Raw genomic sequence first — 17,809 nt, 5'->3', positions numbered from 1 at the left:
CCGTAGCGAGTGTGCCGGGCGTACTCAAGGCGTAGTGCTTCTTACCAGTGCGCCCGGTTTTACAACCCGGTCAGCACGTCGGTGCTGGAGAGCTTCTGCAATTGCTGATTCGCTGCCTGCAACTGCAGACGGTTGGTCGCCACATCAGTGACGTCGTAGATCACCAGACACACATGCGTGATCTCACCGGTGGTGGAACGCAGCGCAAACATCGTGGTGTTCTGATACATGAAATCTTCTTGCCCGGTGATCGGCTGGTAGCTCTTGAAGCGCACCAGATAAGGCCGTTGCTCCCAGATGGTGAAAGCAGGTGTGCCAAGGGTAACGACGTTATCGATCTTGCGCATGAACCACGGCGCATTGACCTCGGGAAACAGCTCGAAGAACGACCGGTTGGCCGCCTCGTAAGGCACTACGCCCGAGCGATTCTCCATGAACGTGTTCCAGACCTGCACGCGATATTCCCGGTCCAGCACCACAATGCCGACGTCGATGCTCTGCGTGATGGTCAGCAGCCAGTGGAGTTCTCTGATATCGATACGATCAGTCATACATCAGCTCATCAAGTAGGCGAGTTTGCGCGAAAGCAGCTCTACCGAATCCTCGGTGAACAACATCAGCAAATCGAAATGAATGTTGTGGCCTTCCAGGCTGTAGCTGATTTCCACCGCGAGGGTCTTCTTCCAGCGCTGCTCGTTGATGCGGATCAGTTCATCGATACCGCCCTGAGTGCCGAGGACCTGCGGATGGCTTTGCGAGAAGGCGATGTCCAATTGCTCGGCGATACTACTCAGACAGGCGCCAATGAGGATCGACGACAAATCCAGCAGCATCTCCATGTCCGAGCTTTCGCCCCCGCTGCCATGGGCGTCGAGTTTCATCAACTGCGCCATGTCGGCGATCTCGGAATCATGAAACAGCAGCAAGGCCTCCCCTGCGATCCCGCCGCCGATGTAGCCCTGACAGACCGCCGTCAGCCGGTCTCTGCTCTGCGCATCCGCCAGCGCCATATGCAGCTCACCGACCTCAAGCATGTTGACGTTGGGCACTGGCAGTTGCACGAACACGCCAAGCACACGCGCCAGCAACGCTGCGGCCCGGCCCATGGCGACGTTGACGGTTTCGCGTAAAGCGTCCTGAAGACTGATAGCGGCGTGCGCGGTTTGCGGCGGGGTGGCAACAGACTGGCTTGGTTCGCCCAACAACCCCAGCCGCTCAAGGGTCTGCTGCAACTGGACCGGATCGGCTGGCTTTTTGAGAAACGCCAGCGCGCCCAATTCCAGGACTCGCCGCACAGCCTCTTCCTGCACGTCTGCGGAGACCACGATGACACGGGTGTCGAGACTTTCGGCACGTATCGCCGCCAAGGTCTGATAGCCATCCATGTCGGGCATGGTCAGGTCCAGCAGCACAATCTGCCCCAGCCCCTCACGAATAGCCGCAAGACCTTCACGACCATTGGTCGCCGTGGTGATTGAAACGCCCCAATCGGCGGGTAAAGCCCTTATCAGCTGCTTGCGCGCCATATTGGAGTCGTCGCAAATCAGCAGGGGAATCATGGGCATTGCTGTCTTCTCACTGCAAAAGAGTTTCAGGCCGGACCCGCTGTCTCGAGGTCGCTCATCAGAAGCCGACAAGGCGTCGCGCGATTATCACAGGAAATTCTTTCAGATCGGTAACGACAATGAGTCGTTTCTCCACCTCAAGACTTACGTGACGGTCACTATGCAATATTTGTGCTCAGCGGTGGAGATCTTTGCGTGGGGATTACACGTCAACCACTCAGCCAATAACGTGCAACACACAAAAATGCCCGGCACCTGAATGGTGCTCATCGCGAGCAAGCGCCCCCCACGTTTATTTGCGAGCGTCTCGACATCTGAGCGCAGCGACACGTCTCTAGACTCGATGGCGGTGGGTCAGGTGAACCGCATCGCAGCTTCGTAAACCCGTCAGCTCCATAAGCGGCATCGTTTCTGCCTGTCGGACACCAATATGTAGGCGCGAATTCATTCGCGTGGGCGAAGGATTTACAGGCTATTGCAAATAACTTCTGTAGGAGATTCCCCGTCGTCCAGACGCCGCGCTTTCGCGCAGCAAACATTGGCAGCACGCGCTTCTTTTTTTGATTCTGTCCGAAGGGCGTGGGAGCTGGCCGGGCGGCGTTCCGTTTGCCTGCGATTTGCCGCAAAGCGGCAACAAATCCTGACAACTCAGCGTGTCAGGAACGACTAGGGCATCTGATTTCAGGACTGCTGCGCAGTCCATCGCTGGCAAGCCGAGCTCCCACGCCTGCGGCAGAAGCGAAATACTGGGGCCTTTTAAATCAGTGACATATCTGATGTTTAATGCGAGTTGACGAGCCAACGCGAGGCCGCGATTGCGGTGTGTCAGGCACATGGCATCGCGGCCTCGCCAAGGCTCGTCAGGGCTCGTCAGCTCCAGGGGATTTTCAGTGAGCAGCCGAAGGTAACTCCGGCCGCCAACCCCAACTATCAACGCTCGTGCAATGCCTCGGCGCGGGCTTTGAGGACGGGTTTGAGCAAGTAGCTCAGGACGCTTTTTTTGCCGGTGATGATATCCACCGTGGCGACCATCCCCGGGATGATCAACAGCGGATGCTCATCAGTCCCCAAGTGGCTGCGGTCGGTGCGCAGTTTGATCACGTAAAACGTGTTCTTCTTTTCTTCGTCCTGGATCGTGTCAGCACCAATCTGTTCAAGCTTGCCTTTGAGGCCGCCGTAGATGGTGTAGTCGTAGGCCGAAAACTTGATCATCGCTTCCTGCCCTGGGTGCAGAAACGCAATGTCCTGCGGGCGAATCCGCGCCTCCACCAGCAACGTGTCATCCAGCGGGACGATTTCAGCAATGTCACTGCCCGGCTGAATAACGCCACCCACGGTGTTGACCAGCATCTGCTTGACGATACCGCGCACCGGGGACGTAACCATTGTCCGGTTGACCCTATCCTCCAGTCCTTTGGCGGTCGATTGCGCCTTGCTCAGGTTGGTGCGTGCTTCGTTCAATTGGGTCAGTGCATCGCTACGGAATTTGCCGCGGGTTTCATCGATCTTGCGTTGCACTTCGTTGATCGCAGCCTGAGCGCGAGGAATGGCCAGCGTGGTGCCGTCGAGCTGACCGCGTGTTTCCACTTCCGAGCGCTTCAGGCGCAGCACTTCAACCGGCGACACGGCGCCCTGCTTCACCAAAGGCTCGGACATACCGATTTCCTGGCGCAACAAACTCAGGCTGTTACGGTACTGCTCTTGCTTAGAAGCGAACTCGCGCAGCTCTTGCTGACGCTGAATCAACTGCTGCTGCAAACCACCCAGTTCGTCGGCCAGTTGCTGGCGACGGCTCAGGTAAAGCGATTCTTCGTTGGCCGCCTGATTCGGTGCGGTCTTGCGCGCGTCGGCCGAGATGTTCAGAGGCCGCGCATCCACTTCTGCACTGAGGCGCTCGACGCGTAATTCCATCGACACCCGGTCCGCTTCCGTCTCCCCGACGTTCGAAGCAAAGCGCGTGTCGTCAAGACGAATCAACGGCGCGCCGGTTTCGACGATCTGGCCATCATGCACGTAAATCTGCGCAACGATGCCGCCCTCAAGGTTTTGGATCTTCTGCACTTTGGTCGAAGGAATTGCCTTGCCCTCGCCCTTGGTGACTTCGTCGATAACCGCGTAGTTGGCCCACACCACCAGAAACGCGAAAAACAGAATCACGGCCCAGATGGTCAGCCGCACGATGCGTGGGGCGTCGTCGACCAGGGCCTTCTCGACTTCAGGCAACGGCTGCCCTTCAAGTGAAGAAGTGCCACGGAAGTAGCGCATGATCCCGCCGCCGGATTGCCCGGAACCTGACTTAAGCAACACTGATCTGCCCCTTCTTCAACGCTTCCATCACAGCGGCCTTAGGGCCATCAGCGAGAATCTGGCCCCGGTCGATCACGATCAAGCGATCCACCAGACTGAGCAGCGAAGCTCGGTGAGTCACCAGGATCATGGTCTTGGTTTCGATAACCGCCTGCAGACGTTGCTTGAGGCGTTCTTCACCGGTGTTGTCCATCGCGCTGGTGGGTTCGTCCAGCAGCAAAATAGGCGGGTTGAGCAACAGCGCCCGCGCCAGGGCAACGTTCTGCCGCTGACCGCCCGACAGGTTTTGCCCACGCTCGCCCACTTGCAGCTCGTAGCCCTGTGGATGCAGACGCGCGAACTCATGCACGCCGGCCAGCTCAGCGGCTTGCAGCACCGTTTCGTCATCGACGTAACGCGCGCCCGACACCAGATTGTCGCGCAGGGTGCCGGACAACAGCTGAATGTCCTGCGCCACGTAACCAATGTTATGGCGCAACTCGCTCACGTCGATCTGACGGATATCCACGCCATCCACCAGCAACGAGCCAGCGTCTGGCTGATACAGGCCGACCAGCAGTTTGGCCAGCGAGCTTTTGCCCGAGCCGCTACGGCCAATGATGCCGATTTTCTCGCCAGGGCGAATCATCAGACTGATGCCCTTGAGCGCCAGGGTCTGCTGGTTAGGATAGGTGAAATCAAGCCCACGAAACTCCATGGCGCCCTGCAAAACCTGGCGGCTGAGCGGGCGTTCATCGAAGTTGCGCTCCTGCGGCAGCTCCATCATCTGGTCTACCGACACCATCGTCACTTTGGCTTGTTGATAGCGCGTCAGCAGCCCGGACAACTGCGCCAACGGTGCCAGTGCGCGACCGCTCAGCATGTAGCACGCCACCAGGCCGCCCATGCTCAAGTTGCCGTCGATGATCTGGTACACGCCAAAGCAAATCATCGCGACGCCAGCCAGTTGCTGGATCATCAGCGTGATGTTCATGGCCAGACCGGACAACACTTTGACGCGTAACTCGAGGCGGCTCAGCGTGCCGATTGTCTGTTCCCACTGATATTGACGTTCGCTCTCGGCGTTATTGACCTTTACCGCATCAAGCCCTGCGAGGGTTTCGATCAGGCTCGACTGCCGCTCTGCACCCAACGCCATGGTGCGCTCAAGCGTGGCAGTCAATGGTTTTTGCAGGAAGTGGCCGATACCCAGCGCCAGCGGGAACGCAATGATCGGGATCCACACGAGGTGGCCACCAAGCAGCGCGATCACCAACAGAATGATGAGGGTGAACGGCAGGTCGATCAGGCTGGTCAGGGTCAGCGACGTCAAGAAGTCGCGCATGCCCTGAAACTCATGGATGTTCTGGGCGAAGCTGCCGACCCTGGCCGGACGCACTTTCATGGCCATGCCAACGATCCGCTCGAACAATGTGGCGGAGATGATCAGGTCGGTTTTCTTGCCCGCCAGGTCCAGGCACAAACTGCGCAGGCCCTTGAGCAGCAGGTCAAAAACGTAGGCGCCACAGATACCCGCCGCCAAAACCCACAACGTGGCGGTGGCCTGGTTGGGAACCACGCGGTCGTAGACGTTCATGACGAAAAGTGGCGCAGCCAGTGCGATCAGGTTGATCACAAAGCTTGCTGCGATCGCATCGGCATACAGCCAGCGCGAGCGCTTGAGGGTGTCTTTGAACCAGGACTTCGCGCGTGGGATCAGCGAGCCTTTGGTCACATCAAATTTGTGTTGCGGCTGTGCGAAGAAAACCTTGCCGCCGTAATCTTTGGCCAGCACCTCGCGGGCCACCTCCACTTCGCCGCCGTCGCTCTCGCTCAGCAGCAGCCGCGCATTGTCGTCATTCCAGCTCAGCAGAACGGCACTGCGGCCGTCCTTGAGCATCAACAACGCAGGCAAGGCAATGGAAGGGATCTGATCGAGCTTGCGTTGCAGCAAACGACCCTGCAAACCGGCGCGCGCCGCGGCACGTGACAGTAAATCGGCGCTCAAGCGCTGATCGGGCAATGGCAGACCGGTGGTCAGCATTGCCCGACTGGCGGGCTTATGGTGCAGGGCGCAGAGTGTCAGCAAGCCGTCCAGCAACGGATCATCATGCTGGCTGCGGGGATCATGGCCCAGTTGAACCGACGGTAATTCCAAATCCACGCTGACACTCTCTTTATATCGCTAGCTGTTTAAGACCCTGATTAAGACCCTGATTACGTCAAGAATCAGTTCATTCCCGGCAACTGAACTGTCGGTTTCGTATCGTTCTGCACAACTGATGCCATCGGCGCCATCACACCCTGACTTTTCAACAGCACGCCCATGTCGGCCTTGATGCGGTACTGCGTGTACACCTTCAGGTTCTGCAGTTGAACCAGACGCTGGGAAGCGGTGAACAGCTCGTTTTCGCTGTCCAGCAAGTCGAGCAAGGTGCGCTCGCCAAGGCCGAATTGCTGCTGATAAGAAGTGCGAACGCTGGTGGTGCGATCAACGTACTGCTGCGCGATAGGGATTTGCGCATTGGCGTTGTTGTAGGCGTTCCAGGCCAGGCCCAGTTCTTCGTTCAACTGACGCAGTGCGTTGTTGCGGATGTCCAGCGCTTGCGAGGCGAGATAAGACTTGGACTGCAAGTCGGCCTTGGTGCTGCCACCCGAATACAGGTTCATGCGCATGCGAACCATCGCTTCCCAGCCATTGTTGTGGCCTTCGTCGCCGCCGACGTTGTTGTCGGCGTTGCGGCCCAGCTCTGCATCAAAGCGTGGGTAGTAGGACGATTGAGCAGAGCTGTACTGCTTTTCAGCGGCAGCGATGTCGGCTTCAGCGGAACGCAGCACCGGGCTGTTCTCAAGCATTTGCTGACGCGCTTCCTGAAGCGTGGCCGGCATCATGGTCATGTAAGCCTGTGGCGCTTCCAGTTGATCAGGCACCTGACCGACTGCGCTGAGGTAGTTGGTCTCGGCGTCCGCCAGATTCGTCTTTTCGGTCATCAGGTTGTTTTGTGCCTGAGCCAGACGCGCGTCGGCCTGGTCCATGTCTGCCATTCGGCCTACACCGCGAGTGGTGCGCAACTTGATCTGGTCATAAATGCGCTCGTGACTTTTCAAGTTTTGCTCGGCCAGGCGGACCATTTCACGCTGAGTTAGAACATCCAGATAAACCTGAGCAACCATCAAACCGGTGCGTTCGGAAGTATTAAGCAAAGAGTAACCACGGGAATTAGCGGTTGCTTGTTGACGCGCTACTTCGTTGGAGGTTTGAAAACCATCAAAAAGCATTTGTTGCAAACGCACGGCCGACTCGCCGCGATTGAGCGTTTGCCAGTCGTGATTGCCATTGATGGCGCGGGTGCTTGGGGTATCGGAACCGGCACGACCATAACCTGCGGTAACGTCTACGCGCGGCAAGTATCCGCCCTTGGCAGCACGAACGGCGTAGTCCTGAGCGATGCGTGCATTAACGCCGGCCTGAACTTCGGGGTGCACGTCCATCGCCTTCTGCATGGCCTGCGGCAGGCTTTCTGCATGGGCCAGGGTGGCGGTGAGGGCGAAAGGAATAACGGTAAGGAAGTGCGCGCGCATGTGATTGGGTCCCGAGAACGTTCTTGTTCAAAACGCAGCTAAGCAGCCGCTGCATCATAAAATGGCTATTGAATGGGACCGGTTTGGAGTGTTCTGAATGGGACTTGAGGATCACACAGCAGAAATACGCGATTCCATCGAATATCAATGTGACATTACGGGGGGGATTGTTTAGGATGTCGCTGAATAGGTCAATAGTTTGACTAAAAGTTAATTCCCAAACTTCAAAACCTGCGTAAATAAGCTGGCGTCAAAAATACAATTTTAACTAATTCAGACAGTTATTAATTTGACGCCAGATAACAGTGTAAAAAATACGTACTCCAGTATGAAGCGGCTCACAGAAAAGCCAGTCGGCATCATGGATACCCCTGAACGGTAAATGCGGAGAGTCCCCCTAATGAGCAGTGTTGTTGCCATCGTCAAAAGCATTGTTGGCCAAGTAGTCGCAGTCTCCCCGGAAGGGATTCGCCGTGTGCTGATCGAGGGGGACCGGTTGTTTGCCGGTGAACAGGTGCTGACTGGTCCGGCAGGTGCCGTCACGCTCGAACTGCCTGATGGCCGTCAGCTCGACATGGGCCGTGACAGCCAGTGGAGTTCGGAAATCCCGACGTCCACGGTCAATCTTTCGGAAGCCACCGCGCAAGCTGCGCCGTCGGTTGCGGAATTGCAGCAAGCCATCGCTGCGGGCGCTGACCCTACCAAAGACCTTGAAGCAACCGCAGCTGGCCAGAACGCCCCAGGCGGCGGTGATGCCGGCGGCGGGCACAGTTTCGTGCTGTTGAGCGAAACCGCTGGCGCGGTCGCCCCGACCATTGGCTTCCCGACAGCAGGCCCGGCCAACGCAGCTCAAGCCCCGCTACTGCAAACTGCTGGTGTCAATGACACCAACAACATAATACAGACTCAATCGACGCTTACGGTCACCGGAACGCCGACGTTGACTGAAAACGGCGGCACGCTGGTTTACACCGCGACCGTGACCCAGGCCCCGCAGACTGACCTCATTGTTACTCTCTCAAACGGCCAGACCATCGTCATCGCTGGCGGTCAGACCACCGGAACTGTCTCCGTTCAGATTCCGAACGGTAATACCCCTTATATCGATCCCACCCAGATTTCCACCACTATCACCGGGACCAGCGGCGGCGCAGGCATTGTGGTCACCACTGACCCGACGCCCGCTGTCACGCAGATTACCGACACCATCGATACCACGACTGCCAGCATCACCGGCACCGCGTCTGTAGTCGAAGGCCAAAGCGCGACGTATACCATCACGTTGAGCAACCCGGCGCAGACTGAAGTCACCATCAACCTGACCTACAGTGGCACCGCGGCGGATGGCAGCGATTACACCCAAGTGGTCAGCGTCAAAGTGCCTGCCAACTCCAGCAGCGTGACCTTTGACATTGCCACGATCAATGACACCATCCCCGAAGGCGTTGAAAACCTGACCGTCGCCATTGGCGCCATCACCGGCGGCAACTTCGAGCAAATCGTTGTCAGCCCGACCCAGGGTAGCGTCACCACGACCATCATCGACAACGATGCGTTGCCAGTGGTTGATCTGGACAACAACACCAATGGTGCCAACTTCGCCACGACCTTCACAGAAGGCGACAAGGGCGTGCCAATCGTTGGCGACCTGCGCATCACCGACGTAGACAGCCCGACCGTGACCGGCGCAACCGTCAGTCTCGGTAACCCGCAAGCCGGCGATAGCGTGGTGGTCGGCAGTAACAACCCGGCAATCACTGTTACCACCGCTACCGTCAATGGCGCGCTGGTCGTGACACTGAGCGGCGCCGCGAGCGCTGCGCAATACGAAGCTGTGATCAAGTCGATCACCTTCAGCAACAGCAGCGAAGACCCGAGCGCGATTGATCGCAACATCACGATCACCGTAAACGATGGCCAGAACAACTCCGTACCCGTCAATGCGGTTGTGAGCGTTGTTCCAGTCAACGACGCACCGACAGCAGCGATCGAAGGCTCAATTTCCTTCACTGAAGGTCAGAGCGGCGTATCCCTGGACGGCAAAGTCACTCTTGCTGACGTCGACAACGCTACGTTGAAAGGTGGCTCCGTCACCCTTAACGGGGCGCAAACGGGCGACAGCCTGGTTGTCGGCAGCCCGAACACCAACATCAACGTCACGACATCCGTCGTTGACGGAAAAATTGTCCTGACCCTTACGGGCGAGGCGACCAAAGCCGAATACCAGGCGCTGATCAATTCGGTTACCTACGGCAACAACAGCGAGAACCCAGGCACCCTCCCGCGCGACATTTCGGTGGTGGTCAATGACGGTCAGCTGGATTCAGTGGCGGTCAACACGCCGGTCAACGTGATTCCGGTCAACGACGCACCTACCGTCGGCAACACCTCGGCTGCCGGTGACGAAGACAACACCATCGCTGTCGTGCTTCAAGGCGGTGACGTTGATGGTTCAGTTGATCACTTCAACCTGGTCACCATGGCTGAACACGGCAAGTTCTACAGCGACGCGGCTGGCACTACAGAACTGACCAACCTGAGCGACATCCGGGCCTCGGGCAACACTGCGACCATTTACTTCAAGCCTGATCCGGACTGGAGCGGCAGCACGCAGTTCACTTACAACGCTGTGGATAACGGCGGTCTGGTCAGTGTCGGCAATGCCACGGGCAGCATCGTCGTTGCTCCTGTTACCGATATTCCGGAATTGTCCCTGGGCGCCAACACTACCGTGGCCTCGCTAACGGCCAATGGCTCGACCACCACTGTGGCCGGCGACATCGGTAGCGGCGCATGGCACACCGATAACAGCGGCGACATCCTGGAAATCCGCAATCCGGGCACCTACGGTGTGGACGGCAGCGTGCGCAACAGCAAGGTGATCGAGCTTGAGCGTGACGCAGGCGATCCGGCAAACCTGTATACCAACATCGACGCCAAGGCCGGCGCCACCTACACCATCTCGGTCGACTACTCGCCGCGTCAAGGTGCGGAAAGCAACTCCCTGATCAACGTTTTCTGGGGCGGCGCTCTGGTCGGCACATTGAACGCAAGCCAGACCGGCATGCAGACTTACACCTTCAATGTGCCGGTCACCTCCGACGGCTCGGCGAAACTGGAATTCAAGGCTGGCGACAGCAACTCGTTCGGCGGCGTGATCAACAACATCAGCGTCACCCAGACCCTGAACAGCGGTCTGGAAGACAACGCCATCCTGCTCGCGCCAATCCAGGCCCGCGCCACTGACATCGACGGCTCGGAAACCCTGACGCTGAAAATGAGCGGCCTCCCGGTCGGTTCCACGCTGACTGACGGCACTCATACTTTCAGCGCAAGCGCTGGCAGCACCTCGACCGACATCACCGACTGGAACCTGAGCAACCTCAAGTTCACCGCGCCGAGCAACTTCAGCGGTACCGTGCCGTTGACCGTGACCGCCACGGCCCAGGACGGCGATGCCACGCCTGTGAGCAAGGACCTGAGCTTCGACGTTCAGGTCGGCGCCGTAGCCGATGCCCCGACTGTCGCGGCCACCTCCGCACAAGGCACAGAAGACACCGCGATCCAACTGACACTCAGCTCGGCGCTGGTCGACACCGACGGTTCGGAACGTCTGACCACCCAGATTGGCAACATCCCGCAGGGCGCTGTGTTGACTGACGGCGTCAACAGCTTCACCTCCACCGGGGGCGCTGGCGGCACTGTCATTATCAATGGCTGGGATCTGAGCAAGCTGACCATCACCCCGCCGAAAGACTTCAACGGCGTGATCAACCTGACCGTGACGGCGACCTCCACCGAAGCCACCGGCCCGACAGCGTCTACTTCGCAAACCCTGCCAGTGACCGTGACGCCAGCTAACGACGCGCCGATCCTGAATTTCAGCAGCGTCGAATACACCGAAAAAGGTGCAGCAACACCTATCGTCAAAGACCTGGTCATCAGCGATATCGACAGCACCGAGTTAAGCGGCGCGAAGATCACCCTCACCGGTGTTCAGGCCCAGGACCTGATCGTCTCCGAATACTATAAAGGTGGCGAAACCGGCACGGCTGTTCCAGGTGTGACCTACACCGTCAGCAATGACGGCGCCGGCAACGTGGTCATTGAACTGACGGGCAACGCCTCGATTGCGCAGTACGAAACGCTGATCAACTCGATCAAGTACCAGAACACCAGCGTTGATCCGAGCACCGACGTGCGCGGCGTGAAGGTTGAAATCACCGACGCTGATGCAAACGGCAACAACAATCTGAAAGCCATCCACGACGGCACGATCACCGTCAACCCGGTCAACGACGCCCCGGTGGTCCGCGATTCAGCAGTCGTCATGGACGAAGACGCGCCTCGCACTGCCATCACGCTGACCGGCAGCGATGTCGATGGCAACGTGAGCCAGTTCCGCCTGTCGAGCCTGCCTGAACACGGCACGTTCGTAGACGCAAACGGCAACACGCTGACCACGTCCAGCGTGATCACCGCGAGCGGCAACAGCGCCACTATCTACTTCAAACCCGACGCAGACTGGAGCGGCAAGACCAGCTTCACCTACAGCGCGGTCGATAATCAGGGCACCAACAGCACCGGCACCGCGACTGTCGACATCGACGTCGCGCCCGTGACCGACAAGCCAAGCATTGCGCTGGTCGGCGAAGGCTTCAGCCGTGGCATCGACTTCGAAAGCAGCGCCAACGTGGGCAACTGGAAAGACATTGCTGTCGATCAGTTGGGCGGCGGCCTGTGGCAAACAGGCAACCGCAACAACGCCGTCGAAATTGGCAAAGCCAGCACTTACGGCGTCATCGACCCCAAAGAGAGCGCGGGCAACCACGTCATCGAACTGGAAAGCAACGCAGGCGAAGTCCGCAACCTGTACACCGACATTCCGGCCAAGGCTGGCGCGACTTACACGATTTCAGTCGACTACTCGCCACGTGCCGGCTCACTGGACAACTCAGTGATCAACGTGACGTGGGGTGGTGTCCTGATTGGCACGCTCAACGCCTCGCAAACCGGGCTGAAAACCTACACCTTCCAGGTGCCGGTGACCTCCGATGGTTCCGCGCGTCTGGAATTCAAAGGGGTGGACAGCAACTCGTTCGGCGGCATTCTGGACAATATCAGCGTCACTCAGGCTGCCAACACCGGGCTTGAAGGTCACTCGATTGCGCTGTCGCAGTTCGCGGCCGCTGCAACCGACACCGATGGCTCGGAAAACGCATCGCTGAAGTTGAGCGTCAGTGGCCTGCCTCAGGGTTCTGTGATCACCGATGGCGTGAACACTCACACCATCACCACCGCAGAAGCGGGCAAACCGTTCGACATCACCGGTTGGGACACCAGCAAACTGGCGTTCACCCCAGCTACCGGCTTTAAAGGGGATGTCCCGCTGGTCTTCACCGTCACCACGCAAGATGGCAGCGCCGCAGCGAGCAGCAGCGACCTGAACCTCATGGTGCACGTATTGCCAGTGACAGCGCTGGTGCTTTCGGCGGCTGCAACCGGCGTGGAAGGCAGCCCGATCGAGTACACCGTAGCGCTGCAGGACAGCTCGAAAAACCCTGTTGTCGCCAGCGCCGACATCACCGTCAAGCTGGACAACAACCAGACGGTCACTATCCTCAAAGGTCAGTCGAGCGGCACTGTCAGCGTCGCCGGCCCGGGCGATGACGTCTATAAAGATGGCGGCACTCTCGTCCACTCAATCAAGGAAGCCACCGTTGGCGTGACTGCCGGGTTGACGGTCGATAACTCTCCAGTCAGCACGCTGATCAGCGACACCATCGACACCACCCGCGTGACGCTGAACGCCAACCTGGATTCGGTCAACGAAGACGGCACCGTTCGCTACACCGCCACACTGGATCACGCAGCCCAGACCAAGACCGAGCTCACCCTGTCCAACGGTCAGACCATTGTCATCGACGCCAACAGCAAAACCGGTTACGTCGACTACAAAGTGCAGAACGACGTCTACAAGGCGAGCGATCTGACGGTCAACGTCACCGGCACCACGACCACCACCGTCAACGGTAAAACCGTGGTCAACGATGGCAACTTCGAAAACCTGGACTACAGCAACGCGACGGTGACCACCAAGGTCGTCGACGTGGTCAACAGCAGCAACATCGCGCTGACGGCTGAAAGCAATGTGACCGAAGGCAACTACATCACGTACACCGCGACGCTGAAGAACGCCGCACAAACCGACATGCTCATCACCCTGAGCAACAACGCCACGATCACCATCGCGGCGAACACGACCTCGGGTTCCACGAAGGTCTACACCCACGACGACACCATCTATATCGATGCGGCCTCGGTGGGTGCGCACATTGTCAGCGCGGTAGGCGGTAACTTCGAGGCCGTGAATTACGCCTCAGGCGACCAGACCACCCAGATCCTGGACAGCAAAGACACTACCCAGCTGGCGCTGTCGACCGTGGGCACTGCGACTGAAGGCGAGACCATCACCTACACCGTGAAACTGACGGGCCCAACCGGCACGCCGGTGACCGCGCAGACCGACATGTCGGTCACGCTGGCAAACAACATGGTGATCAAGATCGCCGCAGGCCAAAGCTCGGGCTCGGCGCCTTACACTGTGCCGGACAGCGCCTACACCGACAGCGCGAGCAAGGTGTCGACCGCGATCAAGAGCTACACCGGCGGCAATTTCGAGGACGTGAACGCGGACCGCAGCGCGGTCAATACGCAGATCACTCAGGTCAACACCGACACCGTGGTGACGGTTCAGGCGCCGACTCAACTGCTTGAAGGCGGCACTGGCGTGTTCACCATCAGCGTCGATCACGCACCGAAATCCGACCTGACGCTCAAGCTGTCCAATGGCGACGTGGTCACTATCAAGGCCAACGAAACCAGTGCCCAGTACAGCGTGAGCGGCGACACGAACGACGTTTACAACACCGTCGCTTCCAAGACCGTCACCGTGGTCGGTTTCGCCAACGACAACAGCGGCCACGGCAACCTGGAAGGCCTGGACGTGAGCAAGGCAACGGCCACCGTCAACGTCAGCGACGTGATCGACCCCACCCAAGTGACAATCACCGGGGCCGGCTCGGTCATCGAAGGCGCCAGCGCAAGCTACGTCCTGCACCTGGACAACCCGGGCCAGACCGACGTGGTGGTGAAGTTGAGCTACAGCGGCGTTGCCAAAGATGGCAGCGACTTCACCGGCGTAGCAGAAGTCACGATTGCGAAGGGCACCAAAGACTTTGGCTTCAATATCCAGACGCTGACGGATTCGCTGGTAGAAGGCGCTGAAAGCTTTACCGTCAAAGTCGCTTCGGCAACCGGTGGCAACTTCGAGCAACTGGTGATTGGCGGTGCAGACAGCGTGACGACGACCCTCGTCGACAGCAGCCTGCCCACGGCCAACAGTGGCACGCAAACCGTCAAAGAAGACACGGCGATGGTGCTGTCCTGGAAAACCTTCGGCATTGCCGATCCTGCCAGCTCCACCGTTGCCATGAGCGTCAAGATCAGTGGCTTGCCGGCCAGCGGCACCCTGGAATACAAAGACGGCAGCGCCTGGAAAGCCGTCACTGCGGGTCAGGAATTCACCAAGCAATTCATCGTTGACGGCGGCTTGAAATTCATGCCGGTCGCCAATGAGTCCGGCGACAACTCGTACACCGCGTCCGGCGTCGGCAACATGCACGCGGACTACGCAGAGCTGGGCTTCGTGCCCGTTGCGGGTGGTTTGAGCGGTGCGTCATCGACGCTCAAAATCGACATCACGCCAGTCGCTGACGTACCGAGGATCACGCTGGGCACCACCCCGATCACCTCGACCGGTCTGGTCAAGGATGTGTGGGTCGGCACGCTGACCAACATGGGCAACGGCGGTGGCGGCGCCAATGAAGCGACCATCAAGGCTGGCTTCAACACCACGACCGCAGCCACCACCCACGGCCTCGCGAGTTCGGCAATCGACAGCAACGTGGTTCAGGGCACCGGCACCAAACTGTCCGGCCTGATCTACCTGGAAGCCGGTAAAACGTACAGCTTTGGCGGCAAGGCCGATGACAGCTTGCTGATCACAATCGGCGGCAAAACGGTTGCTACCGCGCAGTGGGATCATTCGAGCGGCGCGCTGAGTTCGACCGGCTACACGCCGACCGCGTCCGGCTATTACACGCTGGACATCTACCACTACAACCAGAGCGGGCCGGGCAGCTACGACCTGAACCTGGTAGTGGGCGGCACCAGCGTTGCACTCAACAGCAGCAACGCGCTGCTCTACACGTCGGTCGATGACCTGAAAGCGTCCGGCCTGAGTGTTTCCGGTCTGAACGAAGTCAACGGCGTCAGTGGCGAGGGCTATTACAAAGGCTACGAACTGAACCATGGTGTTGAAAACAGCCCGATCAAGCTGAGCTCGATCAACGTCGCCTACACCGACAACGATTCGGAAACGCACGTCACTGCCCTCTCCGGCGTACCGAAAGGTTCGGTGTTGACGGATGCGGCGGGCCACACCGTGACGAACACTGGCGACACCAACACGCAGGTGGACATCCGCGGGCTGGACCTGACAACGCTGACGATCAAGACGCCGGACTACTTCCACGGCACGTTCAACCTGACCGTTACCGCCACCGCCACTGAAAACTCGAACAAAGACGTAGCCGTCACCACCCAAGTCATCAAAGTGACGGTCGATCAGGGCGTTTACAACACCGGCAATGGCGATGCAGGCAGCGATCAAACGCCGCTGACCGGCAGCGCTGCCAATGACATCCTGGTGGGCGACGTCTCGGGCACCAGCATCGTGCAGGGCAAGAGCTACAACATCGCGTTCATCCTCGACAGCTCGGGCAGCATGTCCAACACGCTCGCCACTGCCAAAGCGCAGCTGTCTTCTGTCTTCGACAAACTCGCCACCAGCGCGAGCGGTTCGGATGCAGGCAAGGTGACGCTGATGCTGCTGGACTTCGACACCAATGCACGTGTGCCGGTGACCGTGGACCTGAAGGACAAACAGGCGGCACTCGACTCACTTGAGCAGGCGATGAACGGCATCAAGGCTGACGGCCGGACTAACTATGAGGACGCGTTCAAGACAGCGGCTGACTGGTTCATCGAGGCCAAAGCTGCGAATCCGGGCGCGCAGAATCTCACGTACTTCATCACTGACGGCGCGCCGAACGAGTTTCAGAGCACCGACGGTACGCTGTTCAACTACAGGGATTCCAACGGCAACGTGACCAACGTTACCCTGGTCGATGCCCTGGCGACCTGGAGTGTTGGCAAGACCGTCACGCAGACGCTGTACGGCAAAACCTATACGTTGATCGACACAGCGGGCAACGTTGACGCCTACAAAGGTTCGGGATCGACCCTGACCAAGACCGACATTGGCAAACTGTCGGCGCATGACGACGGCAAAGGCGGCACCGAATACAGCTTCACCGTCGCCCAGGACAGCCTGGACAAAGCGATGGCCGAAGCCGATACCGGTTTTGCGCTGCTGAGCAAGTTGTCCAACAACGGCGTCGAAGCCATCGGTATCGGCAGCGGCACCAACACCACCGTCCTCGATCACTACGACACCAGCGGCAAATCGCTGGCCAACGTCAGTGTCGATGATCTGGCCGCTGCGGTATTGGGATCCAAGACGGCGGTTGCGCCAGGCAATGACATGCTCGTGGGCGGCGATGGCAATGACATCCTGTTTGGCGACGTGATCAACTTCGGTGGCCAGGAAGGCACCACTGCACTCAAGGCTTTTGCCGAGAGCAAAGGGGTGACGATTGCCGACAACCAGGCGCTGCATCAGTACATCACCGAGCATCTGACCGATGTCATCGCGCTGTCCAACAACTCGACGACGGCTGGCTCCAACGGCGGTAACGACACGTTGATCGGGGGCAATGGCAACGACATCCTGTTCGGCCAGGGCGGCAACGACATATTGATCGGGGGCAAAGGCAACGACATCCTCATCGGTGGCGCTGGCAGCAACACGTTTGTCTGGAAGCAAGGCGACGTCGGCACCGACGTGGTCAAGGACTTCAAGGACACGCCGGTGAGCAAGGGCGGTGACAAGCTGGACCTGAGCGATCTGCTGCAAGGTGAAGACGGCAACTCCGACGCCATCTCCAAGTTCCTGCAGATCACCAACGACGGTAAAAACACCACGGTGGAAGTCAGCACAACGGGCCAGTTCAACTCAGCTGCGGACGTCGCTAAAGCCGATGTTCACATCAAGCTGGAAGGCGTGACCTGGAGCAACGACATGATCAAGTCGCTGGTCGGCGGTACTGATCCAACCATCAAGGTCGATCATCACTCCTGATGACGAGCGTTAGATAGCTGATGTACTGTGCCGGCAGCCGCTCACGCGGTTG

Annotated in this window: 7 protein-coding genes; 2 read left to right on the top strand and 5 right to left on the bottom strand. The window is 58.8% G+C overall.

Annotated elements, in window-relative coordinates:
- Positions 1–59: 59 nt before the first annotated feature.
- Together OYW20_RS04300 and OYW20_RS04295 are read right to left on the bottom strand one after the other, a co-directional pair.
- Positions 60–551 carry a PAS domain-containing protein gene (locus tag OYW20_RS04300; protein ID WP_268799499.1) on the bottom strand — a complete coding sequence of 164 codons (492 nt, stop codon included), beginning with the start codon at positions 549–551 and terminating at the stop codon, positions 60–62.
- A 3-nt stretch (positions 552–554) separates the two neighbouring features.
- Positions 555–1,565 (bottom strand): response regulator, encoded by a 1,011-nt coding sequence (locus OYW20_RS04295; RefSeq protein WP_268799498.1) that lies wholly within the window; start codon positions 1,563–1,565, stop codon positions 555–557.
- Between OYW20_RS04295 and OYW20_RS04290 the strand changes: the two genes are divergently transcribed.
- Positions 1,558–1,824 carry a hypothetical protein gene (locus OYW20_RS04290; protein WP_268799497.1) on the top strand — a complete coding sequence of 89 codons (267 nt, stop codon included), beginning with the start codon at positions 1,558–1,560 and terminating at the stop codon, positions 1,822–1,824. The genes OYW20_RS04295 and OYW20_RS04290 overlap by 8 nt on opposite strands.
- Before the next feature lie 671 nt (positions 1,825–2,495).
- On the opposite strand, the gene OYW20_RS04285 is transcribed toward OYW20_RS04290, so the two are convergent.
- The 3 genes from OYW20_RS04285 to OYW20_RS04275 all read right to left on the bottom strand — a co-directional run bounded on the left by OYW20_RS04285 (position 2,496) and on the right by OYW20_RS04275 (position 7,433).
- Complete coding sequence (locus OYW20_RS04285; RefSeq protein ID WP_268799496.1) at positions 2,496–3,872, bottom strand: HlyD family type I secretion periplasmic adaptor subunit; 1,377 nt, start codon at positions 3,870–3,872, stop codon at positions 2,496–2,498.
- Complete coding sequence (locus OYW20_RS04280; protein WP_268799495.1) at positions 3,862–6,015, bottom strand: type I secretion system permease/ATPase; 2,154 nt, start codon at positions 6,013–6,015, stop codon at positions 3,862–3,864. Before OYW20_RS04280 ends, OYW20_RS04285 begins: the two co-directional genes overlap by 11 nt.
- A 65-nt stretch (positions 6,016–6,080) precedes the next feature.
- Complete coding sequence (locus OYW20_RS04275) at positions 6,081–7,433, bottom strand: TolC family outer membrane protein (protein WP_268799494.1); 1,353 nt, start codon at positions 7,431–7,433, stop codon at positions 6,081–6,083.
- Between the two features lie 400 nt (positions 7,434–7,833).
- Here OYW20_RS04275 and OYW20_RS04270 point away from each other — a divergent pair, with 400 nt between their 5' ends.
- Complete coding sequence (locus OYW20_RS04270; protein ID WP_268799492.1) at positions 7,834–17,757, top strand: retention module-containing protein; 9,924 nt, start codon at positions 7,834–7,836, stop codon at positions 17,755–17,757.
- Positions 17,758–17,809: the final 52 nt, after the last annotated feature.

Origin of the sequence: Pseudomonas sp. BSw22131 (assembly GCF_026810445.1) — a bacterium.
In the GTDB taxonomy this organism is placed as follows: Bacteria; Pseudomonadota; Gammaproteobacteria; order Pseudomonadales; family Pseudomonadaceae; genus Aquipseudomonas; species Aquipseudomonas huanghezhanensis.
This window is presented reverse-complemented; position numbering and strand designations above follow the sequence as displayed.